Source organism: Natronomonas aquatica (genome assembly GCF_024449025.1).
In the GTDB taxonomy this organism is placed as follows: domain Archaea; phylum Halobacteriota; class Halobacteria; order Halobacteriales; family Haloarculaceae; genus Natronomonas; species Natronomonas aquatica.
The window spans coordinates 24,843-49,488 of record NZ_JAHLKM010000001.1; the positions used below are offsets into that span (position 1 = coordinate 24,843).

Annotated in this window: 23 protein-coding genes, 2 tRNA genes and 2 pseudogenes; 19 read left to right on the forward strand and 8 right to left on the reverse strand. The window is 61.4% G+C overall.

Going from position 1 to position 24,646, the window contains the following annotated elements; translation table 11 throughout:
- Window positions 1-69: 69 nt before the first annotated feature.
- Window positions 70-1,029: a glutathione S-transferase family protein gene (locus tag KM295_RS00150; RefSeq protein WP_256027718.1), complete on the reverse strand. Its 960-nt coding sequence runs from the start codon at window positions 1,027-1,029 to the stop codon at window positions 70-72.
- A 104-nt stretch (window positions 1,030-1,133) separates the two neighbouring features.
- Between KM295_RS00150 and KM295_RS00155 the strand changes: the two genes are divergently transcribed.
- Window positions 1,134-1,206: transfer RNA gene (locus KM295_RS00155), tRNA-Arg, on the forward strand.
- Between the two features lie 313 nt (window positions 1,207-1,519).
- Here KM295_RS00155 and KM295_RS00160 read toward each other — a convergent pair.
- Window positions 1,520-1,936: a DUF3592 domain-containing protein gene (locus KM295_RS00160; protein WP_336272582.1), complete on the reverse strand. Its 417-nt coding sequence runs from the start codon at window positions 1,934-1,936 to the stop codon at window positions 1,520-1,522.
- Window positions 1,937-2,499: 563 nt separating this feature from the next.
- On the opposite strand from KM295_RS00160, the gene phnD reads away from it, so the two are divergent.
- The 5 genes and pseudogenes from phnD (at window position 2,500) to KM295_RS00180 (ending at window position 7,376) form a co-directional block, all read left to right on the forward strand.
- Complete coding sequence (gene phnD / locus KM295_RS00165) at window positions 2,500-3,732, forward strand: phosphate/phosphite/phosphonate ABC transporter substrate-binding protein (RefSeq protein WP_256027723.1); 1,233 nt, start codon at window positions 2,500-2,502, stop codon at window positions 3,730-3,732.
- A 56-nt stretch (window positions 3,733-3,788) separates the two neighbouring features.
- A pseudogene (gene phnE / locus KM295_RS16955) lies at window positions 3,789-4,586 on the forward strand (phosphonate ABC transporter, permease protein PhnE); the annotation flags it as partial.
- Between the two features lie 72 nt (window positions 4,587-4,658).
- Window positions 4,659-5,435: pseudogene (phnE, locus tag KM295_RS16960) on the forward strand (phosphonate ABC transporter, permease protein PhnE); the annotation flags it as partial.
- Window positions 5,436-5,496: 61 nt separating this feature from the next.
- Window positions 5,497-6,315, forward strand: a complete 819-nt coding sequence (phnC, locus tag KM295_RS00175; RefSeq protein ID WP_256028165.1) for a phosphonate ABC transporter ATP-binding protein — start codon at window positions 5,497-5,499, stop codon at window positions 6,313-6,315.
- Between the two features lie 290 nt (window positions 6,316-6,605).
- Window positions 6,606-7,376, forward strand: a complete 771-nt coding sequence (locus KM295_RS00180) for an HAD-IIA family hydrolase (RefSeq protein ID WP_256027731.1) — start codon at window positions 6,606-6,608, stop codon at window positions 7,374-7,376.
- Between the two features lie 558 nt (window positions 7,377-7,934).
- On the opposite strand, the gene KM295_RS00185 is transcribed toward KM295_RS00180, so the two are convergent.
- The gene (locus KM295_RS00185; protein ID WP_256027733.1) at window positions 7,935-8,126 is read right to left on the reverse strand and encodes a hypothetical protein; all 192 of its coding nucleotides are present in this window, start codon (window positions 8,124-8,126) and stop codon (window positions 7,935-7,937) included.
- A gap of 104 nt (window positions 8,127-8,230) precedes the next feature.
- Window positions 8,231-8,301 (reverse strand) — tRNA-His (locus KM295_RS00190).
- Window positions 8,302-8,420: 119 nt separating this feature from the next.
- Between KM295_RS00190 and KM295_RS00195 the strand changes: the two genes are divergently transcribed.
- Window positions 8,421-8,876 carry a DUF5814 domain-containing protein gene (locus KM295_RS00195; protein WP_256027734.1) on the forward strand — a complete coding sequence of 152 codons (456 nt, stop codon included), beginning with the start codon at window positions 8,421-8,423 and terminating at the stop codon, window positions 8,874-8,876.
- Between the two features lie 6 nt (window positions 8,877-8,882).
- Here KM295_RS00195 and KM295_RS00200 read toward each other — a convergent pair whose 3' ends face one another.
- Window positions 8,883-9,308, reverse strand: a complete 426-nt coding sequence (locus KM295_RS00200; RefSeq protein WP_256027735.1) for a DUF8146 domain-containing protein — start codon at window positions 9,306-9,308, stop codon at window positions 8,883-8,885.
- A gap of 152 nt (window positions 9,309-9,460) precedes the next feature.
- Between KM295_RS00200 and hisI the strand changes: the two genes are divergently transcribed.
- A complete protein-coding gene (hisI, locus tag KM295_RS00205) occupies window positions 9,461-9,823 on the forward strand; it encodes a phosphoribosyl-AMP cyclohydrolase (RefSeq protein ID WP_272494274.1) in 363 nt (120 codons plus the stop codon).
- A 24-nt stretch (window positions 9,824-9,847) separates the two neighbouring features.
- A complete protein-coding gene (locus KM295_RS00210; RefSeq protein WP_256027736.1) occupies window positions 9,848-11,008 on the forward strand; it encodes a DUF7118 family protein in 1,161 nt (386 codons plus the stop codon).
- 12 nt (window positions 11,009-11,020) lie between these two features.
- Here the strand turns inward: KM295_RS00210 and glmM are convergent, their stop codons facing one another.
- Entirely contained in the window at window positions 11,021-12,400 is a 1,380-nt protein-coding gene (gene glmM / locus KM295_RS00215; RefSeq protein WP_256027738.1) for a phosphoglucosamine mutase, read from the reverse strand.
- Between the two features lie 274 nt (window positions 12,401-12,674).
- Here glmM and KM295_RS00220 point away from each other — a divergent pair, with 274 nt between their 5' ends.
- Window positions 12,675-13,448: a helix-turn-helix transcriptional regulator gene (locus KM295_RS00220; protein ID WP_256027739.1), complete on the forward strand. Its 774-nt coding sequence runs from the start codon at window positions 12,675-12,677 to the stop codon at window positions 13,446-13,448.
- Between the two features lie 22 nt (window positions 13,449-13,470).
- Window positions 13,471-14,256: an HVO_0234 family beta-propeller protein gene (locus tag KM295_RS00225; protein WP_256027741.1), complete on the forward strand. Its 786-nt coding sequence runs from the start codon at window positions 13,471-13,473 to the stop codon at window positions 14,254-14,256.
- A 142-nt stretch (window positions 14,257-14,398) separates the two neighbouring features.
- Here KM295_RS00225 and KM295_RS00230 read toward each other — a convergent pair whose 3' ends face one another.
- Together KM295_RS00230 and nreA are read right to left on the reverse strand one after the other, a co-directional pair.
- The gene (locus tag KM295_RS00230; protein WP_256027746.1) at window positions 14,399-15,490 is read right to left on the reverse strand and encodes a DUF373 family protein; all 1,092 of its coding nucleotides are present in this window, start codon (window positions 15,488-15,490) and stop codon (window positions 14,399-14,401) included.
- A gap of 55 nt (window positions 15,491-15,545) precedes the next feature.
- Window positions 15,546-16,826 carry a DNA repair protein NreA gene (gene nreA, locus KM295_RS00235; protein WP_256027747.1) on the reverse strand — a complete coding sequence of 427 codons (1,281 nt, stop codon included), beginning with the start codon at window positions 16,824-16,826 and terminating at the stop codon, window positions 15,546-15,548.
- A 103-nt stretch (window positions 16,827-16,929) separates the two neighbouring features.
- On the opposite strand from nreA, the gene rnhA reads away from it, so the two are divergent.
- The 8 genes from rnhA (at window position 16,930) to KM295_RS00275 (ending at window position 24,625) form a co-directional block, all read left to right on the forward strand.
- Window positions 16,930-17,520 (forward strand): ribonuclease HI, encoded by a 591-nt coding sequence (gene rnhA / locus KM295_RS00240; protein WP_256027749.1) that lies wholly within the window; start codon window positions 16,930-16,932, stop codon window positions 17,518-17,520.
- A complete protein-coding gene (locus KM295_RS00245) occupies window positions 17,513-18,070 on the forward strand; it encodes a DUF7108 family protein (RefSeq protein WP_256027751.1) in 558 nt (185 codons plus the stop codon). Before rnhA ends, KM295_RS00245 begins: the two co-directional genes overlap by 8 nt.
- Before the next feature lie 53 nt (window positions 18,071-18,123).
- On the forward strand, window positions 18,124-18,663 hold the full coding sequence (locus KM295_RS00250) for an inorganic diphosphatase (RefSeq protein WP_256027752.1): 540 nt from the start codon (window positions 18,124-18,126) through the stop codon (window positions 18,661-18,663).
- Window positions 18,664-19,003: 340 nt separating this feature from the next.
- Window positions 19,004-20,338, forward strand: coding sequence for an alkaline phosphatase family protein (locus tag KM295_RS00255; RefSeq protein WP_256027759.1), 1,335 nt, complete (start codon window positions 19,004-19,006; stop codon window positions 20,336-20,338).
- 37 nt (window positions 20,339-20,375) lie between these two features.
- Complete coding sequence (locus tag KM295_RS00260; protein ID WP_256027761.1) at window positions 20,376-20,711, forward strand: DUF7310 family coiled-coil domain-containing protein; 336 nt, start codon at window positions 20,376-20,378, stop codon at window positions 20,709-20,711.
- Window positions 20,708-21,136 carry a DUF7311 family protein gene (locus tag KM295_RS00265; protein ID WP_256027762.1) on the forward strand — a complete coding sequence of 143 codons (429 nt, stop codon included), beginning with the start codon at window positions 20,708-20,710 and terminating at the stop codon, window positions 21,134-21,136. Before KM295_RS00260 ends, KM295_RS00265 begins: the two co-directional genes overlap by 4 nt.
- A 25-nt stretch (window positions 21,137-21,161) precedes the next feature.
- On the forward strand, window positions 21,162-22,946 hold the full coding sequence (locus KM295_RS00270) for an ATPase, T2SS/T4P/T4SS family (protein WP_256027764.1): 1,785 nt from the start codon (window positions 21,162-21,164) through the stop codon (window positions 22,944-22,946).
- A 2-nt stretch (window positions 22,947-22,948) separates the two neighbouring features.
- A complete protein-coding gene (locus tag KM295_RS00275) occupies window positions 22,949-24,625 on the forward strand; it encodes a type II secretion system F family protein (RefSeq protein WP_256027771.1) in 1,677 nt (558 codons plus the stop codon).
- Window positions 24,626-24,646 lie beyond the last annotated feature (21 nt).

Consider the following 24,646-nt stretch of genomic DNA (forward strand, 5'->3'; position numbering starts at 1 on the left):
GTATACTATACCATGGTCGTATATAATCCTACCGGCGGGACGCGGACGGCCGCCCGACGCGGCGATCGCCTATACCGGCGGTTCGCCGGGGAGTTCGTCCCGGTCGTGGGGGGCCCCGAAATCCGGGTCCGGACCCATCGGGACGATCCGTTTCGGGCTCACGTCCGGGTGGGTCGTGTAGTAGTGTTCATTGATGTGGTCTATGTGCGTCGTCTCGCCGAACCCGGGCGTCGTGTACAGGTCCCGCAGGTACGGCCAGAGGTGATCGTACTCGCGGATCAGTTTGTGGTTGCACATGAAGTGGGTGTGATAGACCTCGTCGAACCGGACGAGCGTCGTGTACATCGCGATATCGGCCTCGGTGAGCCGATCGCCGACGAGGTAGCGCTGCTCTTCGAGGACGCCGTCCCAGTAATCGAGCGCCTCGAAGAGTTCGGCTACCGCCTCGTCGTAGGCCGACTGGGTGTCGGCAAAGCCCGTCCGGTAGACGCCGTTGTTGATCGGCTCGTAGATCCGGTCCAGGGCGTCGTCGATTTCCCCGCGTCGCTCCGGGGGCGCGAGGTCGACGCCGTTGCCGAGATCGGCGAACGCCGTCGTCAGGATCCGCATGACCTCTCTCGATTCGTTGTTGACGATCGTTCCCGCCTCGGTGTCCCACAGCACCGGCACAGTCACCCGACCCGTGTACTCGGGGTCGGCTTCGATGTAGGCCTCACGCAGGTAGTCGAAGCCGTTGATCGAGTCGGCCGTACAGCCCTCCTTTTCGGGTGTGAACTGCCAGCCGCCCTCGGCGCGGTAGGGGTCGACCACGTCGACCGAGATGACGTCCTCCAGCCCCAGCAGCTTCCGGGTGATGAGCGTCCGGTGGGCCCACGGGCAGGCGTAGCTCACATAGAGGTGATACCGCCCCGGTTCGGCCGCTCCGGGGTCGATCGAGTCCCGGAACGATGTCGGCTGTCTGTCGAAAGAACCGTCCTCGTCGGTCGCCTCGTACTCGGTTACCCACTCGCCGTCGATGAACTGATGCATACGTCCGATACGTGTCGGCGACGGATAGCTTGCACGTCGATGGCCCGCTCTTGCCGGAGCCGGTTCACAACCGTTATAGCCACCCCGGCGCTACCGAAAGACGAGAGCCCGTAGCTCAGTGGACAGAGTGCCAGGTTCCGGACCTGGTTGTCGCGGGTTCAAATCCCGTCGGGCTCGCCTTTTCATAGTACGCTCCGGAATCATGTGATGTGGGGCTTCTTGTTATAAATTTTGTACGTTCGGCTTACAAGTATCTCGACCCGTGACGTAACGAATACATTATTTAGCTATAAACAGGGTGTCATAGAACGATTCACATACCCCGTTGACCGACCCGTGAATCGGTCAGTACAGGATACCCACATACCAGCCCGACACTCAAAAATACCATAATATTGTTACGAATCACGTGCGAGACTTAGAGCCAGAAGATGAAGCAGTGATTCAGCAACCAAGCGGAAGGACATCACCCTAACGGAGCGGTTCGAAATTAAGAAGCGACGGATTTATACACTGGTCTTCCGATCAGGAATAGGCCTAAGATGCCGGATATAAGTGGTAGAGGGCTACTCTTTTTTTTAAGATACGATTTCGAGGGTGAGCCTTGCACGACATAGGCCGTGGTTGTCTCCCCGACATTGTACTGGTCAATTCTGTCTTCCGCGGCAGTCCTTGTGTCGGACGCTTTTGTTCCTATTCCCGGGCTGATGTTGTCGGAAGTGTATTGGGTTCCGTTGTACGTGTAGCTGTAAGTGACGTGGGGTGTGTACCTGTCCCCGCTTTTTGAGGAATCCATGGTGACTTCTTTGCTCTCTACCGTGGCTTCAATCTGCACCCCGGACGAGAGGCTTTGTTGCTGAGAGTATGCCATGTATCCAGCAACTCCGAGCAGCACAATCCCCAGCATTATACTTATGAGAGACAGCTTCGACATATTCGTGATTGTTTAGACTACTGAATGTTAATTTTGACGTGTTTCTCACTGCCAACACATGCAAGAGCGTTCTGACGGTTGATTCATTGAATCCTGAATGAAATCAAGCCCTTGCGAATAGTTCTATGACACCCTGTATAAAAATAAAATGAAAATAGAAATCAGAAGTGATCGGTCGTTTCTTGAATCTTATTTACGTATTCGATAGTCGATTGAATCTGCTTTTGTGACCGTCGATCACTTCCGGGGGTACATCCATTAGATCAGTATCTTCTGTCGTTCGGTATATCGATCCGACTCGATTACCGCGATCATTTCCGATTGGTTGAACGGGAAGCAGGTTTCGTAGTATAGAGCACCATCGAGAACAATAAACAAAGACGCTAATGTCTGACAGCAGAGTCAGGATAGCTTCTATATATTCATATATTCTTTTTTGTATCGCTCTGATTGAAGTATAGCTAAACATACGGGCATCGAGTCGGATATATCTCTATTATAAGCGGTTTTAATCAACTGCTGTGCCAATTCAGTTGATGACGCGTGGTTCAGAGCGGTCGACTGCGGCATCGAGACGAAAATTCCTCCTATCTTCTGGTATCGTTGCAGCCACAGCATTAGCCGGTTGCAGCTCAAATAATGGGGATGGAAACGGGAACGGGGACGGGAACGGGAATGGTGGTAACGGTAATGCAAACAGCAACAGTGGGAGTAACGATGGAAGCGACAGTGGAAATGGAAATAGCAATAACGAAGAAAACAGCGGCAGCGAAGGCGATGATGGGTTTGGGGAATTTGATCCAAACAATCCGATCGAATCGCTTCCTCAAACCGCACTAACCCTCTTTGAAAACGACTTCGATGTCGGAACTGCCGAGACGCTTCAGAATATGGAGTCTCGGGAGGAACCGGTGCATGGAAATCCTCCGTTGTCTGTCGAAGAAACAGGGGAAGACTACATCGACCCCGATACGATCAGTTACGCATACGGTCAAGGGGGAGATGCAGCAAATATCTATCAGGATGCTATGCAACCCCTCATGGACAATATCGAGGAAGAGACAGGCAAACCCGTCGAATTTGTCACCCTGAATAACCCTACTGCCGTGGTTGAAGCAATGCGGGCCGAACGGTTGCACGTCAGCTCTGTTGGGGCGGGGACTACTCCGTACTTGGTTAATATCGGAGGTGGCGTCCCGTTTTCTATGCTAGTTAATCAAGGGACATTCGGGTATCGGATGTGGACCATCGCTCACGTCGATAACGACGATATTACTGGACTATCCGACTTGGAGGGGCTAACAGTCGCACACTCGTCTGAGACTTCGAATTCAGGAAACTTGGCCCCGCGAGCGCTGTTGCCAGAAGAAGGGCTCACTCCCGGTGAGGATTACGAGGTAACGTACTCTGGTGGCCACGATAACTCGATTAGAGGCGTCATCTCGGAGGATTTTGAAGCTGCTAACGCCGCGAGCAGTATCTTCGGTGACATGTATTCCGCCGACGAGGTCGACCCATCGAACGTGCGGGTGATTTATGCAAGTCAACCGTTTCCCTCCCTGCCAGTACAGTACAGATACAATCTCGAACCGGAGATCGTGGAAGGAATACGAAGGGCCCACTTCGAGTACGATTACTCGGGGACGTCTGTCGAAGACGCAGGCGGGACCGAATATGTCGAATTCGATTATGCGACCCACCACCATCCAGTTCTGCTGATTCAGCAGAGTCTGGATGTCGAATACGAGATCGGAAATCTCGGAGAATAATCTCCAGTCAAGAGTATCGATTCTGGAAATAAATCACTAACTTATATAACAAAACTGTGTCACTAAAAGACGTTGATAACTACGATTCGCGGTGGGAAAAGCCGATTCTTTTTTATAACCAATATGTAAAGTGGGGATTCTATGGCGTTATCACCCTGTTTTTGTTGTGGAGTCTCTGGACGGTTCGAATCACGCCGGAGCGGTTCGCTTATGGGCTACAGGAAGGTGCAGCGTTAGCGGATTCAGCTTGGCCCCCGAATTTCTCCGCTGAAAATCGGCTGACAATATGGAACAAAACATTAGAAACACTCGCGATGGCCGCCATTTCGACTGCGGTAGGCATTGTTGCAAGCCTTCCGCTTGCGTTGATTGCATCGCGAAATCTCGTTCCGGCACCCATTTATTATATCGGCCGATTTCTTGTGGCGAGTGCTCGGGCGTTCCACGCACTAGTTATTGCAATCATCGCAGTTTTGGCAGTTGGATTTGGACCGTTGGCCGGAATAATTACGCTGTCTATCAAAACAATAGGATTCTTTTCAAAACTACTTTCCGAAGAAATTGAGGATATCGATCCAACCCAACTTGAGGCGATCAGAGCCACGGGTGCCGGTCGGGCACAATCGTTAGTCTACGGCGTATTACCACAAATCACCCGCCGGTTTGTGGCACTGACCATCTATCGATGGGATATCAATATTCGGACGAGCACGATCGTCGGTATCGTTGGTGCCGGTGGGATCGGTCAGGTTCTGATCAATTCATTTGAGAGCTTCGAGTACGACTATACACTAGCGATTGTCATCGTTATTGTTGGTTTAGTTTTGTTGGGTGAAGTGCTGAGCGCAACTGTACGAGCCCGGCTTGAAACCGGATCCGAACACGGCACCGAGACCAGTAGCGACAAACTCGATTTCGATTACACTACGTGGAATCGGTTTACGGCAAAACAGCGGAGCGCGCGCTTCGGGTATTCAATAGTCGTGCTTGCTGTTCTCTTCGTTTCCGTGCTGCATTTGGATATGAGTCTCCGGTACGTTGCAACGGCAGCCGAATCGCTTGCGGATCTTGGAAGTCGTATGTGGCCACCAAACCTCTCGATTCTCCCCTCGTTGGTTGATCCGCTGATTATCTCGGCGCATATCGCTATCCTTGGAACGCTCTTTTCTGTCGTTCTTTCGGTCCCTGTTGCCTTTTTTGCAGCAAACAATACCACACCGAATAACATCACGTATGCTGTCGGACGGTTCGTCATTACAGCGACACGCTCAGTTAATGTCATCATTTGGGCTTTGATTTTTGTCGGCATGTTCGGACCCGGGGCGCTGGCTGGGGTGATGGCTTTAGCCGTGAGATCTATCGGCTTCATCGGCAAGCTTCTGAGTGAGGCAATCGAAGAGATCGACAAGACCCAAGTTGAAGCGATTCGATCCACTGGCTCAAGCACAGCACAGACGTTCGTTTATTCGATCGTCCCTCAGGTTCTGCCAGCCTTCATCGGTATCGCTACCTATCGATGGGACTCGAATATCCGCGCTTCGACGGTAGTCGGATTTGTTGGTGGTGGCGGGATCGGCGTCGCACTCCAGACGGCTACAAATACGTTCAAATGGAGTGAAGCGCTGGTGATCCTGCTTGTTATACTTATAGTGGTACTGCTCAGCGAAGGTGTGGCAGTATACCTGCGAAAAAAATTCATTTAGCAGTTATGAAACAGACGATCAATACTCGAACACCGAACCCAAACACAAATACAAAACATCCATGTTGAAAATAAACGACTTAGTCAAAGTGTATCCGACCGGAGATCGTGCGCTGGATGGCGTCTCAACTACGATCGGTGGCAATTCCATAGTAGCGATGATCGGCCCCAGTGGGGCGGGAAAAAGTACGTTCGTTCGTTGTATCAATCGGCTGGTTGAACCGACGAGCGGGCAAGTGTGGCTGGATGACGTTGAGATCACATCCCTTTCGAAAAACGGGCTTCGAAGGGAACGACGTAATATGGGGATGGTCTTTCAAGAATACGGCCTTGTTGAACGACTAACAGTGATGGAAAACGTCCTATCGGGACGGTTGGGATACACCGGTTTCTGGAAGTCATTTCGTCGAAAGTACCCAAAGGAAGATATTCAAAAGGCATACGCGACATTAGATCGAGTCGGGATGCTGGAGATGGCGGACAAGCGAGTAGATGAACTGTCTGGCGGACAAAGACAACGAGTTGGAATCGCACGGGCAGTGTTACAAACTCCAAAATTACTTTTGGTTGATGAGCCGACGAGTAGCTTGGATCCGGAGACTTCAAGAAAAGTAATGGAGCTCCTGACCGAAATCGCTCGGGAAGACGATATCCCGGTGTTGATCAATATTCATGAAGTCAACCTTGCTGAACAGTTTGCGGACCGTATCCTGGGGCTATCTGATGGGGGGCTCGTCTTTGAGGGTAGCACTGATGAACTCGACGAAAGTGTTAAAAATAAGATATATAGGTCGGATAACTCACAGGACCAGGATGATATTTCGAATGATAAAACGGTTGTTGATGAGTCTACTGAAATTGAATCAAATGTCGAATTATGAATTACATCGATCTTGAAACGTAGAGTTTGCTGTCGAACTATCGAATAGGCAATTCAAGAGAAATTCATGAAGATAGGATCCACAACGTTCGACCTGATGACGGTCAAAGAGATCGTCCCAGTGGCTACCAAGTTCGGTCTGGAGCACGTTGAATTCTTGACGCTGAATCTACCGTTGAATACAGTGTTAGATAAAAAAAGGCTTATCAAACGATGTCGCCATGATACGCGATCTGACTGAATAAGTTGATACTACTTTCAAATGACTATACCAAATACTTAATTAATAAAATGAAACATGTTATATTAGACCTTGACGGGACAGTTTATCGTGGAACAGAGTCAGTATCAGGGGTACCACAAACAATCGAATCGCTTCATGACAGTGGTATCCAAACAACATTTCTTACGAACAATGCAACCCTTTCGCGAGAAGAGTTTGTTTCGAAATTGTATCAAATGGGGATCTATGCCGAACCCGACGAAATATTTACATCGGGCACTATTACTGCCCGGTACTTATCTGCAAAGTTCTCGTCAGAGAGTGTATTTGCTATCGGAGAAACGGCTTTCTATACAGCGCTACAGGAAGCAGGATTGGAAGTAACTACAGATCCAGAAGCATCAGATATCGTTGTCGTGGCGCTGGATCGGGATTTCGACTATGAGACGCTCAGTGAAGCACTGATTGCCCTTGAGAAGGATCAAATACCGTATTTTGCAACAAATTCCGATCCGACAAGGCCGGGGGAAAACCACCCACTCCCGAGCACCGGATCGATTCTTGGCGCGATTCAGGTATCTGCTGACCGAGAACCGGATCAAATACTCGGAAAGCCATCAAAAATCGCAGCGAATATCATACAAGAAAAACGAGAAATCGAACCCAGTGAAGCGATCGTAGTTGGTGATCGACTCACAACCGATATCAAATTCGGAAAAAGGATGGGTACGAAAACTGCGCTGGTCAAATCCGGGGGGGACCGCAGCTACTCCAAGGCTGTACCGGACGGACCGGACTACGTGCTTGAGTCACTTGCCAAAGTTGAACAGGTTATTTAAGATAGCTGTGTACAGTGTGTAGCTGTTTATTCGTATTCCCGGCGGGGGATGTCCATGCGACATCAAGTTCGTCTGCATCAAGCACTGTATCAGTTCCATCTCAAATCGGGACCGCTATTGCAGCACGGGCAAGGTGTCGGATTTTGGAGTGTTTACTGATATATCCAGAAACTCGACAGCGAGATCGAGTTTGTATACGTCGGTGGGAATTTGCTTACAGTGACGCTTACATCGCAGAGATTGATGAAGACATTATGATGGGTACGCGCCCTGTATCTTGCACGCTAACCGGTGCTGTAATGGAGGATTGTTTTCGGCTGTATTTCAGACACATCTATGTCTTTTTTTTTTCAAACTATTCGATGAAGAATCCAACGTGTGATTCGTAGGGATCTATAGTATGATCAGATTTTGTAATCCTTTTACCGTCATAGGAATCACGCTCCAATTCCCGTAGGTCCGGGCTTCCCGTCATCTGTCTACCCTGCGTTCAATCATACTGTGCGGTCGGGTGCGTGGGTTCAAATCCCGTCGGGCTCGTTTCTCGCTTCGGTCGGTTCAAACTCGACCTTTGCGGTGTTGAATGATCGTCTCCAGGGCCCGTATCGGCTCCTCCCGGTTGAGCCGGGAAATAACGTCGTCCTCGATGTCGTCGGGCAAGAGCCCCTCCTCGACGAATTCGTTTGCGACCTCCGCGGCTCGCTGTCGTTCCGTCTGCCGACCCTTGTGTACCATGCTACTACACCGCATAGTCTTTCACCCAATTTTTGTATAAAGCTTCTGGCCGATTTGGCAGACCACATCGCTCGGCGTCGCTTCGGGTGAAATCACGGGAAAACACCGGAGAACGGAAGGTCCGGGTGCGGGAATTGAACCCACGTCCCAGCCACCACAAGGCTGGAGGATACCACTACCCCAACCCGGACACGCACGTCAGTATAAGCGCAGTCCGATTCATATACGTTTCGTCTTCGGGGACGCGTGCAATACCGCCGCATACGCCGTCCGGGGGTTTTTGAGCGCCGACCGACTACGACCGGTACCGTGGCGATAACGGACAAAATCTACGTCAAAAACCACCGTCAGCTCGCCTCCCAGTTGGATACGAGCTTCCCGAAGAGCGCTTTCTCTGGCGCGACGCTCGATATCCTCTTTTCTGGGGACGGGATCGCAAAGCTCGACGACGCCTCCCGCGATCGCGTGCTCGATTTCGCCGAGGATTTCCTCGACTGTGACTGTCAGGCCAACCCCCACTGCGGCTGCCCGGAGCGGAAGTTCGTCTCGTATCTGCTCGAGTTACGGGCCCAGGGACTCGGCTCCGAGGGGATCGTCGACGTGATGGGCGACGACTACATGCTGTATGCGTATCCTGGCGACGTGCTCTCGTTTCTGGACGACGCCGTCCGGACGCTGGAGGCGGCCGAGCGGCTGGCGGACGTCGACGGCCGAAAAGAGGCGGGCGGGACGATCGGGCGGCGGCGGCGGGAACTGTCGCGGTAGCCGGCGTCAACCGAGCCGGAACGGCTCCTCTTCGCTCTCCTCGCCGTCGAGATCCTCCAGTTGGATCACGTCCTCGGCCTCCTGCTCTTCGACCTGCTGGCTGAGCCGCGTCACGTACTGTTTGTACTCCTCTAGCTGTTCCCGGAGGTGTTCGGCCTCCAGTTCCAGCCGCTCGTGTTCGCGGACGAAGCTTTTCGGCACTTCGACCTTCGGCGGGAAGCTCTCTGCGGCCGAGGCGGTCTCGGAGGCGCTGCCGCTTTTGAGTTCGTGTTCCGGGACGACCCGGACCTGGCCGTCGTGAGCAACGAGGGTGTCCACGTAGTCGCGGAACACGGCCGAAAGCGAGATATCGCGCTCCTCGGCGATCTCCCGGAGGGTCTCGAAGGCTTCCTCGTTGACCCGAAAGGAGATCGTCTTGTTCTTGTTGCCCATATCGGTTCTAGTTGTCCCGCCCGTATATATAAGCGTTCGTCAGACGTACGCATGCCACGGTGCTGGCGGATACCCGGGGGTTCGAGAGGATCAGGAATCGTTCCGCCGGGATAACGAAAAGGCCTATCCGGGCGAGCGGCCTCGTTCCGATAATGAGCGTCGATCTCGCCTTCGGGGAGAACGAACTGCTGCCCGCGATCGCACAGGACGCCGAGACGGGCGAGGTACTGATGCTGGCGTACGTCACCGAGGAGGCGATCGAGCGGAGCCGCGAGACGGGGGAGGCTCACTACTACTCCCGGAGCGGCGAGGAACTCTGGCACAAAGGCGGCTCGAGCGGCCACGTCCAGCGGATCGAGGAGATCCGGGTCGACTGTGACGGCGACGCGATCCTGTATCTGGTCGACCAGGAAGGCGGGGCCTGCCACACTGGCTATGAGTCCTGCTTCTATCGGACGATCGGCGGCGAGACCGTCGGCGAGAAGGTCTTCGATCCCGATGCGGTCTACGAGTAGCTGGCGGAACAGGAGATGACGGATATGACCCCGAGTACCGACACAGACGTCGACGCGGACAGCGAGGTGATCGACGAACTGCGGCGCGTCGAGAAACGCATCGAAACGCTCCGTAGCGAACTGGAAAACGGAGACATCCCGACGGGGAGACTCGAAGAACTGGCCGAAATCTATCGGTCCGTCGAGACGGTTCTGGACCGCTGGGAGGAGCGGGCGACCGACTGGGACGACTTCCAGGGTTACGTCGAGTTCCGGGACGATCTGGCGGAGACGCTCGAAGCGGCCCCAGAGGACGTGCCCGAACGTGACGCGTTCCTCGAAGCCGACGAGCACGTCAAAACGAGCGGCGTCTCGACGTCGCTCGATGAGTCAGACTTCGACGCCGCACGGGCGGCCCTGGAGCCGGTCCGCTCGGCCGTCGAGACCTACGAAGCCCTCGAATCCGCACGCGAAGAGCGGGGGAAGCTATACCGGCGCGCACGGCGACGTGCGACGGACCTCCGCGATCGGATCGACGCACTCGAGCGGATCGAAGCGCTGGGAGAAGCCGATCTCGACGCCCCGACCGAACGGCTCAGAGAGCCGATCGCGACGTACAACGAGTCTATCCGGGACGATTTCGAGGCCTTCCGCCGGGAGACGCCAGCCCGGGAGCTGTTGTCGTTCCTCCGGAAGGCCGCCCGGACGCCGTTCGTCGAGTACGAACCGCCGCCGGAGGAGCTCTTTGAGTACGTGCACACGCAGCCGGCCGGCGAACGGACGATCGACGAACTGCTCGAGTACGCCGAGTACTCGTCCTCGAAGCTCTCCCATTACGTCGAGGACGCGGACCTGCTGAAACGTCGGATCGCGACCAACCGGACGTACCTCGAGCGGCTGTCGGCCGATCCACTCCGCATCGAGTGGCCGCCGCGGACCGACGACGTCCTGTGGTTCCGGACGCGCGAGCTACTCCCGCTCGTCGAGCGGTTCGCCGAGGAATCGACGGTCGAAACGCTGCGGGAAGTCCGATCGTTGACCCGGAGTTCCGAGTACGAGCGGCTCCGGCGGGCGGCCGAATCGGCCGCCGAACTCACTGACGACGAACGGCGGCGACTCGAGAGCGGGGCGATCGGAGCGGAGCTGTCGGCTGCTCGAGAGAAACTCGACCGGCTCGAGGGCGCACTCGACGAACACGATCCCTGACCCGCGGGCGAGTCAGCCCTCGGATGACCCGGCGGCCACGATCGCGTCGTAGAACTCCTCCAGCAGGCGCTCGGCCCGTCCTTCGCGTCGAGCCTCGGCGTACAGCCTGACGAGCGGCTCCGTCCCGCTCGGGCGAGCGAGTACCCACGCGTCGCCGTAATCCAGCCGGTAGCCGTCGAGCGTCGTCAACTCGGCATCGGCGGCCTCGGCGTGTGATTCGGCGGCCTCGAGCATGGCCGCCCGTTCGGTTTCGTCGCCGTATACGACGTTCTCACGGACCATCGTATAGCCGCCGTACTCGGCGACGACGTCGCTCGCCGGTTTCTCGACGAGGAGTTCGAGGAACCGCGCGGCCGTGTACGCCCCGTCGCGGGCGAGCCGGTAGTCGGGAAACAGAACGCCGCCGTTTCCCTCCCCGGCGATCGGCACGCTCGCGCCGGCCCCGTCGAGTTCGCGGATGCGCGTGATGAGATGTGTGCTGCCGATCGGCGTCAATTCGAGGTCGGCGCCGGCGTCGGCGGCGACGTCGACGAGCCGCTGGGAGACGTTGACCGCCGAGACCACGACGTCGTCGGCCTCGAGCTCGGCCGCCGCGAGGGCGGCCAAGGACGACTCGCCCTCGATGTGACGTCCGTTCTCGTCGATGAAGATCGCCCGGTCGGCGTCGCCGTCGTGTGCGATTCCGACGTCGGCGTCGCTCGAACGGACGAGCCGCTGGAGGTCCGTGAGGTTCCCGGGAACGGGCTCGGGGTTCCGGCCGGGGAAGTGGCCGTCAGGCTGGGCGTTGAGCGTCAGGATCCGACAGCCGAGTTCGCCGAAAAAGCGGGGGCTCGTGAGACAGCCGGCGCCGTGGCCGGGATCGAGCGCGACGGTGAGATCGGCCGACGCGATCGGTTCGCGCACGCCGGTCGCTTCGAGCCGATCGAGGAGTTCCTCGACGTACGCCGTTCGTGTCCCCTCGACAGTCAGGCTCGTGCCCACGTCCGCGTATCCGACGGAATCGACACCGTCGGCCGTCAACCGTGTTTCGATCCGTTCGAGAGTCCGTTCGGTGAGTTCGATGCCGTCGGCGCCGATCAGCTTGAGACCGTTGTACTGCGGCGGGTTGTGGCTCGCCGTGATTACCACGGCCGGAACCGCGTGTCGTTCGGCGTACGCCTGTGCGCCCGGCGTCGGGACGACACCGAGCCGCCGGACCGAACAGCCGACGGCGGCGAGCGCGCTCGCGGCGGCATCGACGAACATCCGGCCGGTGGTTCGCGTATCGCGGGCGACAGCGACGCTCTCGGTGTCGAGTACCGTTCCCGCCGCCGCCGCGACCTGGCCGACGAACGACGGGGTTATCTCCTCGCCGACGACACCGCGAACCCCGCTCGACCCGAAGATGTCCATGTCTCGTCTCTCGGCGTCGGATGACAAAGGGGTTTCCGACGGGCAATCGCCACGTGTCGGGGCGGCAACCTCGCCGAATCAAAAAGCGGACTGCGACAGGAAACGACGAGAACGGAGGGGAGCGAGAGCGTCAGCAGGTCCATCCGACTGGACGAAGGGCGACTACTTCAGGTTATACACCGCAGGATCGTTCGGTGCTCGAACGCTGTTCGAGACCTCGGATTCGTCTCGAGAGGCGAAAGTTTCACGTGGGCGAAGGCGGTATACGCGGGAAATGGTTGTCTCGAACGGGGATCGGGGAGAGATCGGGACAGTCGCCGACGTCCTCCGCAAGCGCGCACCGCTTCTCGAACTGCTCGCGGACGGGCCGAGAAACCAGCGCGATCTCCGGGACGAACTCGGTGTTTCACGCTCGACAGTTTATAAATCACTCCAGGAACTGACCGAAGCCGATCTCGTCACCGAACGGGCGGGCGGATACGTCCTTACCGGATTCGGACGGCTCGCCTGGCAACGGCACGACGAGTACGTCGCCCGCCTCCACCGGCTCGATACCGGCCGCCGGGTGATCGAAACGCTCCCCGAGGACAGACAGTTCCCGCCGTCGCTGTTCGAGCGCGGACGGATCGTCGTCCCGGGCCGGCACGCTCCCGAGCGGCCGTTCGATCGGCTCTCGGAGGCCGGATCGCGAGCGGATCGACTCCGCATCGTCTCGCCGTCGGGGATGCCACGGCTGCTAGCTGACCTCCACGAGAACGTCGAGGCGGACGAACAGAACGCGACGGTCGTCCTCGAGGCGGACGCGGTCTCGCGGCTTCGGTCGGCGTACGATCGGTTCGCGGCGGCGGCCGCGGCCGACGGGCTCGAACTCCGGCGGATCGACGGGGAGTTGGCGTTCGCGGTCGTCCTGTTCGACGACGAAGAGATCGGGCTGTTCGGCTACGACACTGGCGTGTTGATCGGGGCCGTCTTCGCCGAGGATGACGACGCGCTCGCGTGGGGTGAACGGGTCTTCGATCGGTCCCTCGAACGTTCGGTGGAAGTATAACCGTTCCCGGAGAAGCGAACGCGTGAGCGACGACGATATCAGCCTCTCCGAAAAGCGGGTCTACACCGATGCGAGCGACGCGACGACGGCGTTCGTCGGAACCGAACGAGGTGTCGTTCGCGTCTCGATCTCCGACGACATCGTCGGGGGGTTCTCGCTGGAGCGGACGGACAGAGTGACCGACATCGCGGCCGCCGGCGGCCGGCTGGCGATCGGCACGCCGGAGGACGTCCTCGTTCGGTCCGACGGAACGTTCCACGGAACCGGGTTCGGCACCGCAAGCGCCGTGGGATACGACGGAAACGGTGATCTCATCGCCGCCGGTGACGGCCACGTTGCCCGGTACGATACCGACTGGAACCAACTCGGAAAGGTGGCGGACGTCCGGGCGATCGACGGCGGGATGGTCGCCGCCCGGTCGGGCGTCCACCGGCTCGATGGAACCCACGTCGGGCTCGAAGACGTCTGGGACATCTCGACGACTGCAACGCCGCTGGCCGCGACGGGATCGGGACTGTATTATCTCGCGAACGGCTGGATGTGTGACTTCGAGGGCGATACGTCCGTCGTCGCCAGCGACGGCACGAGGAGTCACGCGGCCACGGCGGAGACGTTGTACCGAAAGGCCACACCCGACGACGAGTGGACAGCCGTCAAGTTACCGGTCGACGGGACGATCAGCGGTATCGCCTACACCGAAGGCGTCTACGCCGTCACCGACGACGGGACCGTCCTCGCGAACGCCGGCGACGGGTGGCGACACCGGTCGCTCGGCGTACCCGGCGTCACCGGCCTGGCAGTGGTGTAGGGCACGCGTCGGGGCGGCAGCGGAGCCACGGTTTATATACCGGGACGGGACCAGCATGCCCGTGTCCTGACCGATCGCCGGCGGTCCGCGAACGGGAGTGTGGCGGACGGGCCGTCGGGCGGCGATTCCCACCTGTTTGCCCCTATCCGACGAGTTCCCGATCGCGGTTCTGTGGGTACCGCTGTTCGGCGACGGCGAACGCCAGCGTACTGGCGAGACCGATGAACGTGCCGGTCGTCAGCGTCACCGCGAGATACGACAGTTCGGCGAACGGTAACCGGAGAAAGAACGCGCTCAGGCCGTGTAACACGACGGCGATGGCGGTGACATAAAACGGCGCGTTGAGGTACCGCCAGCGGAAGCTTCCGGCGAGATACTCGTCAGTGATCCGACCGAGTGCGGCGACGACGCCGGCCGCGGCGGCCCACTGGACGGCTCCATAGACGAACGCGGCCGCCGCCTGAATCGGTTCGGGATCGGGTCCGAGGAGCGTCCCGATCGCCTCTGTGCCGCCGAGTCCCCCCACGACGATCAGCGCCGCTGCAACGACGTACGTGATGAGCTGGATCCGCCCGGAGAAGAGCCCGACACGGATCCGTTCCAGCGTCTCGTCGATCGTCTCCTCGAGACCGAGCCCGCGGAAGAGCACGTACAGCCCCAAAAGCGCCGAGATGACCCCCAGCGTCGAGCCGGGTAATCCGAGCGTCTCGGCGGCGATCGAGATCGGATAAATGAGAAGCAGGATACCGAGCGGGATCAGAATCGTCCCGCGCGTCTCGGGGTCCGCAAGCACCTGCTTGAACGTGTAGTACATCGATTCGAGATCCTGCGCCTGCCTGACGACGACCCGCCGGACACCGTCGATCGGGACGCGCGACCGGATGACCGGCAACACGCTTTCGTCCTGTGCGCCGTCGGTGACGACGATCGCCCGGACGTCCTCGCCGGTCGACAGCGACGCGAGGACCGTATCGACCTCCTCACCGACCTTCCGGTTGGCCGAGACGTCGGCTTTCGCCGTTCCGGTGACGACGGCCACCTCGACGGACTCGTCGTCGATGCTGTCGTGGAGATGGACGCCCTGAAAACAGACGTTCACGTCGGAATCCTCGGGATCAGCGGTCGCTAACGCGACGGCGGCCGATTCGACGCGTTCGCGGCCGACGACGGGCGTCTCGAACGACGTCTTCCGGCCGAGATCATCGTCCAGGTCGACACACAGGATGAGCAGCATCCCTCGTCGTGTCCTTTCCACGCGGTCGGTTAAGTGGTTTCTCCCGGGCGAGCGTTCAATCGCCGCCGATCCCGCCGCCGAACGTCGAGAGATCGCTCTGGATTCCGGCCGCGAGCGTCGACTTCCGCCGGAGATCCGCCATCGAGACCGGCAACTTCGGGACGAGTTTCCGGACGGCCCCGTGGAACGTCTCCGCGACGGCCGGCTCGGTCGCGAACGCGTCCCGTATCGATTCACGGAGCTGCCAGACGCCGACCGGTGCCCAGTACTCGCTGGTGGCGTGACGGGTCACGAACACGGTCGCCTGCCTGTCGCGGTCGGCGAGTTCCTCGAGGACGGCGAGTCTGGCTGCGTAGTACGCGCCGGCCGTCTCCTCGACGTACCCGGTCCGACCCTCGTATCCCTCGCTGTCCGCGGCCATATACAGCCGACCGTCCGGATCGGGATTCCAGATGCTCCCCGGCGCTTTCAGCTCCAGAAGCTCGAACTCCCAGTCGCCGGGGGCGGCGACGATCCAGTACTCGTTGCCCATGTAGCTGTTGTGCCACACGAGCGTCCGGTCGATCGACGGGGCGTTTCGGATCGTCCCGCGGAGGTACTGACCGACAGTGTCGTCGACGGCCGTGATCGACCACCGCGTCGGAACGAGCCGTCTGTTCTCCCCTCGCCCGAGCGCGCCGACCGACAGGACGTTGTTGATCTCGTAGACGTCGAACCCACGGCGGTAGAGGTACGTGATCGCCCCCTCGGCCCGCCAGTCGTCGTCCGAGAGCGTCTTCTCGATCGCCCGCGGCACCGAGGGGTTCTCCGTCACCCGGGCGGTGTCGGCGCTCGCCCGGGGACCCCTCGGTGCCGCGATGTCTTCGAGGGAGCCGTCGAGATCGAACCCGGGCGAGTCGTCCAACCCGAGTTCGATATCGACCGGGCGATCCGCGATGGCGACCTCCCGCTGGGTGCCGACGAACCCGTCCCAGACGTCGTGGACGTCGACGTTCGACCGGCGCGTGGAGTTCAACAGCCCGGTTCGTCGCTGGAAGACGTCGTCGATACTGTACCCCTGACGGTACCACTCGCTGGTCGTCGCGTAGTCGGCGGCGTCGGCCTCGTCACCGACCGGCGCGAGCAGGCCGGCGGAGACGTCAGGATACCGCGAGCGGCCGACGAACACCGAGGGGGCCGTCGATCCGACCATCGTCGCCCCCGAAAGCGTCTCGTCGAGTCGCGTCCGCGCGTCGTCGAGGTACTCCGTGATCGCGTAGGATTTCTCCTCGGCGAGTTTGCGAACCTCGATGGACTCCTCGCGATCGAGCCCGTCGACGTACTCCTCGAGGTTCATGTTCGGCGTTGGATCTCGGCTCCTAATAGTCGTTCGGGCGCGGACGGACGCGGACCGCCGGGAGGACCGGAACAGCTAACCCCGGCTACCCGAAGCCCGATGTATGCCGGTCATCGACTGCGATCCCGACGCGGCCCGCGATCGGCTGGCGGCCGAAGGGATCGACGTCCGACCCGGGAACACGGAGCATGAACTGTGGCGGGCCGAACACGGGGGAGCGACAGCCGTCGCCTACGAGGACAGCGTCGTCGTCCAGGGGAGCGATCCGACGCGGCTCGCCGGCCTGCTCGAGGACGGTGGCGGACGGGCCCACGTCTACTTCGACGGGGCCGCACGCGGAAACCCCGGTCCAGCCGCTGTCGGATGGATCATCGTCACGGACGACGGCATCGTCGCGGAAGGCTCCGAGCGGATCGGCCGGGCGACGAACAACCAGGCCGAATACGAGGCGCTCGTCAGTGCACTCGAGGCAGCTACGGAGTACGGCTTCGAGGAACTCCGGATCAGAGGGGATTCCCAGCTCGTCGTCAAGCAGGTCCGCGGCGAGTGGGACGTGAACGATCCGGCGCTGCGCGAAAAGCGGCTCCGTGCCCGGGAACTCCTGACGAAGATCGGGGAGTGGTCGATCGATCACGTTCCGAGAGAGATAAACGATCGCGCGGACGAACTCGCCAACGAGGCCCTCGATGAGTGACGAGGATCCGATCCCGAAAGCGGTGATCGATCGCGTCGTGACCCTCTCCCGGCGCGCACGCGCAGCGGTCGACGAAAACGAACGGAACGCCTACCGTGAGGAGCGGGCCGAACTCCTCGAACGCCACGGATACGAGGCGCGGATCCGGAACGACGACACCGGTTCGACGCTGGTCCTCTACCCGACGAAGTGGGTCGAGGACGGAACGGTTCGGTTCGACCGGATCGAGGATACGGACCGCGCGATCGAGCGTTCGCTGTCCGGTCCCGGAACGGGAGAAAACTGGGACGAGATCGACGAACACAACCGATCGATCGCGGCGACAGTCGAGGCGCACCACGGCGACGTTCACGGCGAGACGGCGTCGGCGTTCGCGGCGTTTATGAGCAACCACTACGCGAAGCCGATCGAGGACGCGACAGCAGCCGAACGTGAGGAGTTCCGTCAGGAGTATTTCCCCCGGAACGCGTGGCCGAGCGACGAACAGCGCGAGCGGCTCGATCGATCGATGGAGCTGATCTTCGAGACGGTCGGGTCGACGGATCCGTAACGGAACGGTCGCGTGTCGAAAGCTCTTTGCGCCCGTCAGTTCCATGATCGGGTATGGCCGGCGCAAACCTGTGGGAAGACCTAGAGACGGGGCCGAACGCCCCCGAAGAGATCTACGCCGTCGTCGAGTGTCTCAAGGGCGAACGCAACAAATACGAGTACGACAAGGACATACCCGGCGTCGTGTTGGATCGGGTGCTCCACTCGAACGTCCACTACCCGTCGGATTACGGCTTCATCCCGCAGTCGTACTACGACGACGAGGACCCCTTCGACGTGCTCGTGTTGGTCGAAGATCAGACGTTCCCCGGCTGTGTCATCGAGGCGCGTCCGATCGCGCTCATGAAGATGGACGACGACGGCGAGCAGGACGACAAGGTCATCGCCGTCCCCTCCGAGGACCCCCGATACGATCACCTCGAGGACATCGAGGACATCCCCCAGCAGACACTCGACGAGATCGACGAGTTCTTCGAGACCTACAAGAACCTGGAGGAGGGCAAGGAGGTCGAGACGCAGGGCTGGGAGGACCGACAGGCGGCGATGGACGCAATCGAACACGCCCAGGAACTCTACACGAAGCAGTTCGGATAGAGGGATATTCCCTTTAGTAATACCGAAGAAGTCCAGTATTCCCCCTCTTTTCCCCCGATATTCCTCTCGAGAATATCTCTCAGCCGCGGATACGTTATGATTATGGAATGATACTTTACAGGGGAGATCGTACCATCCTGTATGAACACTGCCGAGCACGACACGTTCGGGATTCGTCATCTCACGGTCATTCCGGAGAACTTCGATCCGGGTGCCGACGACGGCCGATCGGAAGGGTAGCCGACCGTCGGTCCCGGAAAGGGTTTCCGGGGTCGGTGATCGCCGTCGTATCTACGGGATGAAACGAAACTTCTTGTAGTCGCCTCTCCCAGACGGGCATATGGGACTGTTCGATCGGCTTCGCGGCGACGACGGGCCACGGGTCGCCTTCTTCGGCATCGACGGCGTGCCGTACTCGTTGATCGCTGACAACGAGGAAACGTTCGAGAACCTCCACGACATGGCCACCGGCGGCTCGATCGACTCCATCGTTCCGCCGGAATCGAGCGCCTGCTGGCCCGCGCTCACGACCGGCGTCAACCCCGGCGAGACGGGCGTCTACGGCTTCCAGGATCGGGAGGTCGGGAGCTACGACACCTACGTACCGATGGGCCAAGACGTCCAAGCTACGAGACTGTGGTCCCGCGTCGACGACGCCGGCGGCGAGGCGACGGTTATGAACGTCCCCGTGACGTTCCCGCCGGACAGGGACGTCCAGCGGATGGTCAGCGGCTTCCTCTCGCCGGGCGTCGAGAAGGCGGCCTACCCGGACGAACTCCGGGCGACGCTCGAGGATCTCGACTACAAGATCGACGTCAACGCCAAACTCGGCCACAAAGACGACAAGGATAAATTCATCGAGGACGCCCACCGGACGCTCGACGCCCGCTTCGAGGCGTTCAAACACTACATCGAGGAGGACGACTGGAGCCTCTTTTTCGGGGTGTTCATGACGACCGACCGCGTGAATCACTTTCTGTTCAAAAATTACGCCGAGGACAGCGAGTACAAAGAGGAGTTCCTCGGGTTCTACGAGAAACTCGACGAGTATCTCGGCGTTCTCCGGGGGCTGCTCGACGAGGAGACGACGATGGTCGTCGCCTCCGATCACGGGTTCATGCCGCTGGATTACGAAGTCAAATGCAACGTCTGGCTCGAAGAGAACGGGTGGCTCTCCTTCGAGGACGACGACCACGAGAACCTCGGCGATATCGCCGACGACACCCGTGCGTACTCGCTCATCCCCGGGCGGTTCTACCTCAACCTGGAGGGCAGAGAGCCACGCGGCTCCGTCCCGGAAGACGACTACGAGTCGGTGCGAGCCGAACTCAAGGCCGAACTCGAAGCGCTCGAGGGGCCCAACGGACGGCCGGTTGCCGACCGGGTGGTCACGAGCGAGGACGCCTTCCGGGGAGATCACGACGCTATCGCCCCCGATCTCGTCGTCATTCCGAACCAGGGGTTCGATCTGAAGGCGGGGTTCGGCGGCGACGAGAAGGTGTTCGATACCGGCCCACGGAACGGGATGCACAGCTTCGGGGACGCCTGTCTTTTCATCGACGACCCGGAGGCGTCGGTCGAGAACGCCGACCTCTACGACATAGCGCCGACTCTGCTGGAGGCCCTCGATGTCGATATCGACCGGGGCGACTTCGACGGCGCGTCGCTGCTGTAACTGCCCCTTTTTATCCGAGAGCGAGGCATCCGTTCGCGTGCCGCCGAAAGATCACGACCGCGATACCGTCGAGCGCAGGCTCGACGCCGTCGAACGTGCCCTGACCGACGAGGAACCGATCGAACGAGACGACCGGCTGGCGGAACTGGAAACGCGGATCGCGGAACTGGAGGCCGCCGTCCAGGCGCTCCGGGGGTACATCGGTTCGGTCCGGGCGGTCAACGAGGAGATCGAACAGCGGGCCGACCGCGCGCTACGGACGGCCGAAGCCGTCGAGCGACACGTCGCCCCCGGGGAGGTCGACGACGCCGACGATGGCGGCGACGGAAGGGACGGAACGTCCCCGCTCGTCCGACTCCGGAACCGGCTGTGATCCGGGTCGTCCTGGCAGTCGTCGTCTCCGCTGCGCTTTTCGGGCTCGGCCTCCCGGCCGCCGAGCGGGTTGATCGGGAGCGAAACGCCGCACTCGCGACCGACGAACTCGAGTCGGTCGGCGACGCCGCAGAGCGGCTCGTAACCGAGAACGATCCGATCGCTCCGGACAGGAAGCCGGCCGCGACGACGGTCGTCGTCGACGTTCCGGAACCGACGTTCGCGAACCGTGGTCGGGTCCGGATCCGTGACGACGAACTGCACTGGGAACCGGCTGGCGGGCGGAACCATACCGTCGATCCGCCCGTTCCGATACGGGTCAAGACACCGATCGTGGCGGCCGACCGTCTCCGCCTCCGGCTCTCGTTCGTTCGGATCGACGGCGCCGCCGTCGTGTTCGCCCGCCCGGTGGGACCGGAGGTTTAAATCCGAAGCCGCGGCCAGACGCCCCGTGTTTGCCCGACTGCTGTCATCGGATGCCGACTGTAGCTGTGAGCCGACGTTCGAGGCCGACCGGCTCCGGGTCGAAAGCGACGGCTGTCCCGGAGCGGGGCGGCTCACCGAGGAGCCGGCGTGTCGACAGACCGTAATCGAGGCGCTGGAGCGACAGGACGTCGAGTCGGTCTGTACACGAGCGGACGGGTTCGAGCGGGCCTACGAGGACGGGGCCGCCGGCCTGCTCGTCGCCGCCGGCCGTTTCGCCGACGCCGTCGGGTTCCACGACAGAGCGCTTGCCGAGAGGGCGCGGGAGGATCCGCTCGGCGCCGCGGAAGCGGCTGTCGGCCGCGAGGAGCGGCTCGCCCGACTCGTCGCGGATACGGGACTTTCGGCGTTTCTCGGCGCCGACTACGCGACGGCGTTGCGCCCACACGTCGGGCCGACGGTTGCCCGGTCGCGGATCGCGACCCGGCCGCCCGCCGGCGTGACGCTCGTCGACCGATACGAACTCGACACCGGAGCGGTGATCCGCAAGTACGGTGGCGATCCGATCGGAACGTACCACCTCACGCCCGCCGAACACCGGCTCGACGCCGACGCGACGGCGACGCTCGCGGCCGCCCACCGTCGGCTGGCCCGTGGGGTGGTCACCGGCGGCGAGCGGGCCCCCTCACGCGCCGTGCGGTCGGTCGCGGACGACGACCAGCCCGTCGGGACACTCGCCGCCACGCTCACCAAACACACCCGCGGGCTCGGCGTCCTCGAGGACTGCTTTGCCGACCCGGACATCACGGACGCCTTTGCGACCGCGCCGGTGACGGAAAACCGGATCCGCGTCCGCTGTGACGGCGAGACGCTCCGGACGAACGTGCGACTCACCGAGGCGGGTGCCGCAGCGCTCGCCTCGCGGTTCCGGAGATCGAGCGGACGGGCGTTCTCGCAGGCCGATCCGACCCTCGCCGCGACGGCCGACGCCTCCGGCCGCCGGATCCGGGTCGCCGGTGTCACCGATCCGGTCAGCGACGGCACGGGGTTCACGTTCCGCGCCCACGACGAGTCGGCGTTTCGGCTGGCCGATCTGGTCGACAACGGGACGCTTCCGGCCGGATCCGCCGCGTTTCTCGCGGTCGTGACCGCACGCGGGGCGGCGACGCTTCTGGCCGGCGCACGCGGCGCCGGAAAGACGACGCTGCTCGGCGCACTGCTGTGGGAGATTCCGGCCGACATCCGGACGGTCGCCATCGAGGATACACCCGAACTCCCGGTCTCGGAGTTACAGACTGAGGGTCGAGACGTCCAGCCGCTCCGGGTTTCGACCGAGGGCGGCGCGTCGATCGAGGCGACCGAGGCGCTCCGGACCGCCCTCCGGCTCGGGGACGGAGCCCTGGTCGTCGGCGAGGTCCGCGGCGAGGAGGCACAGGTGCTCTACGAAGCGATGCGTGTCGGGGCCGCCGACGGGACCGTCCTCGGGACGATCCACGGCGGCGACGGCGAATCGGTTCGCGAGCGCGTCGTCACCGATCTCGGCGTCCCGGAGTCGGCCTTCGCGGACACGGATCTCGTCGTGACGGTCGAGGCCTACGACGAGGGCGGCGGACGGAAACGACGACTCAGGGCGATCGAAGCGGTCCGGCGGGGAGCTACCGGGCTCGGATTCGACAGCCTCTATGACGCCGACGGCGGGATCGATCGGCTGACCGAGGAGGATACGCTCGAACCGTTCTGCGGGCCGATGGAGGAGCCGCCGGACGTGCGTCGAGAGATCGAACGCCGGCAGGCCGAACTGGAGGGAAGATAGCAGTGTTCGAAGGGCCGGTTCGACGGCTCGAACGACTGTCACCGCGGTCGTCGGTGCCGGATTCCGTCCGGGACGTCGAGCCGTTCATCGATAGCGATCCCGAGAGGATCGTCGCCGTGACCGACGGGATCGGCGCCGTCGTCGGGCTCTGTCTCGGGGTGGCCGTCGTGCTCGTCGGCGCGCCGTCGCTGCTTCTCGTCGCGTTGGCCGTCGGCTACGGGAGCGCGCTCCTCACGCGGGGCGGGATCGTCGCGGTCGGGAACGCACGGCGGAGCCGAACGCTCGGGACGGCGCCGACGATCGTGAGCCGCGCCGTCCTCCGGATGCGGATCATGCCGACTGCCGAGGGAGCAGCCGAGTTCGCCGCCGGGACGGACGGTCGGCTCGGGGACCGACTCGCCGATCACGTCGCCCGCGCCCGCGGGACGCCGTTTTCGGGGTTGAACTCGTTCGCGGATACCTGGCGGGAGCGCTTCCCGGCGCTCCACCGCTCGATAACGCTCGTGGAGGCCGCTGCCGCCGCACCACCCGAGGAGCGCGATCGGACGCTCGATAGATCGATGGACGCGATCCTCGATGGGACGCGGGATCGAGCGACCGACGCGGCCGACTCGCTGCGCGGTCCGTCGACCGCGGTGTATGCCTTCGGCGTCCTCCTGCCGCTTGCGCTCGTCAGCGTATTGCCCGCTGCGGGAGCCGCGGGGCTCGAAGCAACGCTTTCGGTCATCGTCGTCCTGTACGACGTCCTGCTCCCGGCTGGACTCGTCTGTGTCGGCGGCTGGCTGCTCGCGAAACGGCCGGTCGCGTTCCCCCCGACGGCGGCGGGCGAAGACGCTACACGCCTGTTTTTCTCGGGCGCTGTCGCCGCTGTCGCCGGCGGGATCGGCTGGATCACGGCATCCCTCGTGTTCGCCCCATGGACGCCGCCGCTTGCGGCGCTCGGCTTCGGGATCGGGGGCGGACTCTTTGTCCGATACCGACCGGTGGTATTGGTGCGGGAGCGGACCGACGAACTCGAGGAGGCGTTGCCGGACGCGCTCTATCTCGTCGGGCGACGGGTCGCCGACGGGATCGCCGTCGAGCGGGCCGTCGCAGACGCCGCCGCGGAACTCGAAGGGGTCGCCGGCGAGACGTTCGAGGCGGCCGCCAGACGACAGCGCCAGCTCCGGGTCGGCATCGAGACAGCCTTCGTCGGCGACCACGGGGCGCTCGAGGCGATCCCGAGCCAGCGGGCCGAGAGCGCGGCCCGGCTGCTCGGGATGGCCGCCGGCGCCGGTCCGCCGGCCGGTCGGGCGCTCATCGAGACGGCGGATCACCTCGACGAACTACAGCGCGTCGAACGGGAGGCCAGACGGAGTCTCGGGCGTGTGACATCGACGCTTTCGAACACGGCGGCGTTCTTCGGCCCGCTCGTCGGCGGCGCCACCGTCGCACTCGCCGACAGCGTCGGGACGACAGAAGCGCTCGACGGCAGTACACCCGAGACGGCCGGGCTCGGGCTCGCGATCGGCGTGTACGTCCTGCTCCTTTCAGTGATACTCACCGGTATCGCGACCGGGCTACAGCGCGGGCTGGATCGAGCGACGGTCGGTTACCGGGTCGGCGCCGCGCTCTGTACGGCGACCGTGACGTATCTCGTCGCCGTCACGGTGACTGCCGCCGTCTCCGGAGGTTTATAACTAAAGGGTCGGCCAGACGTC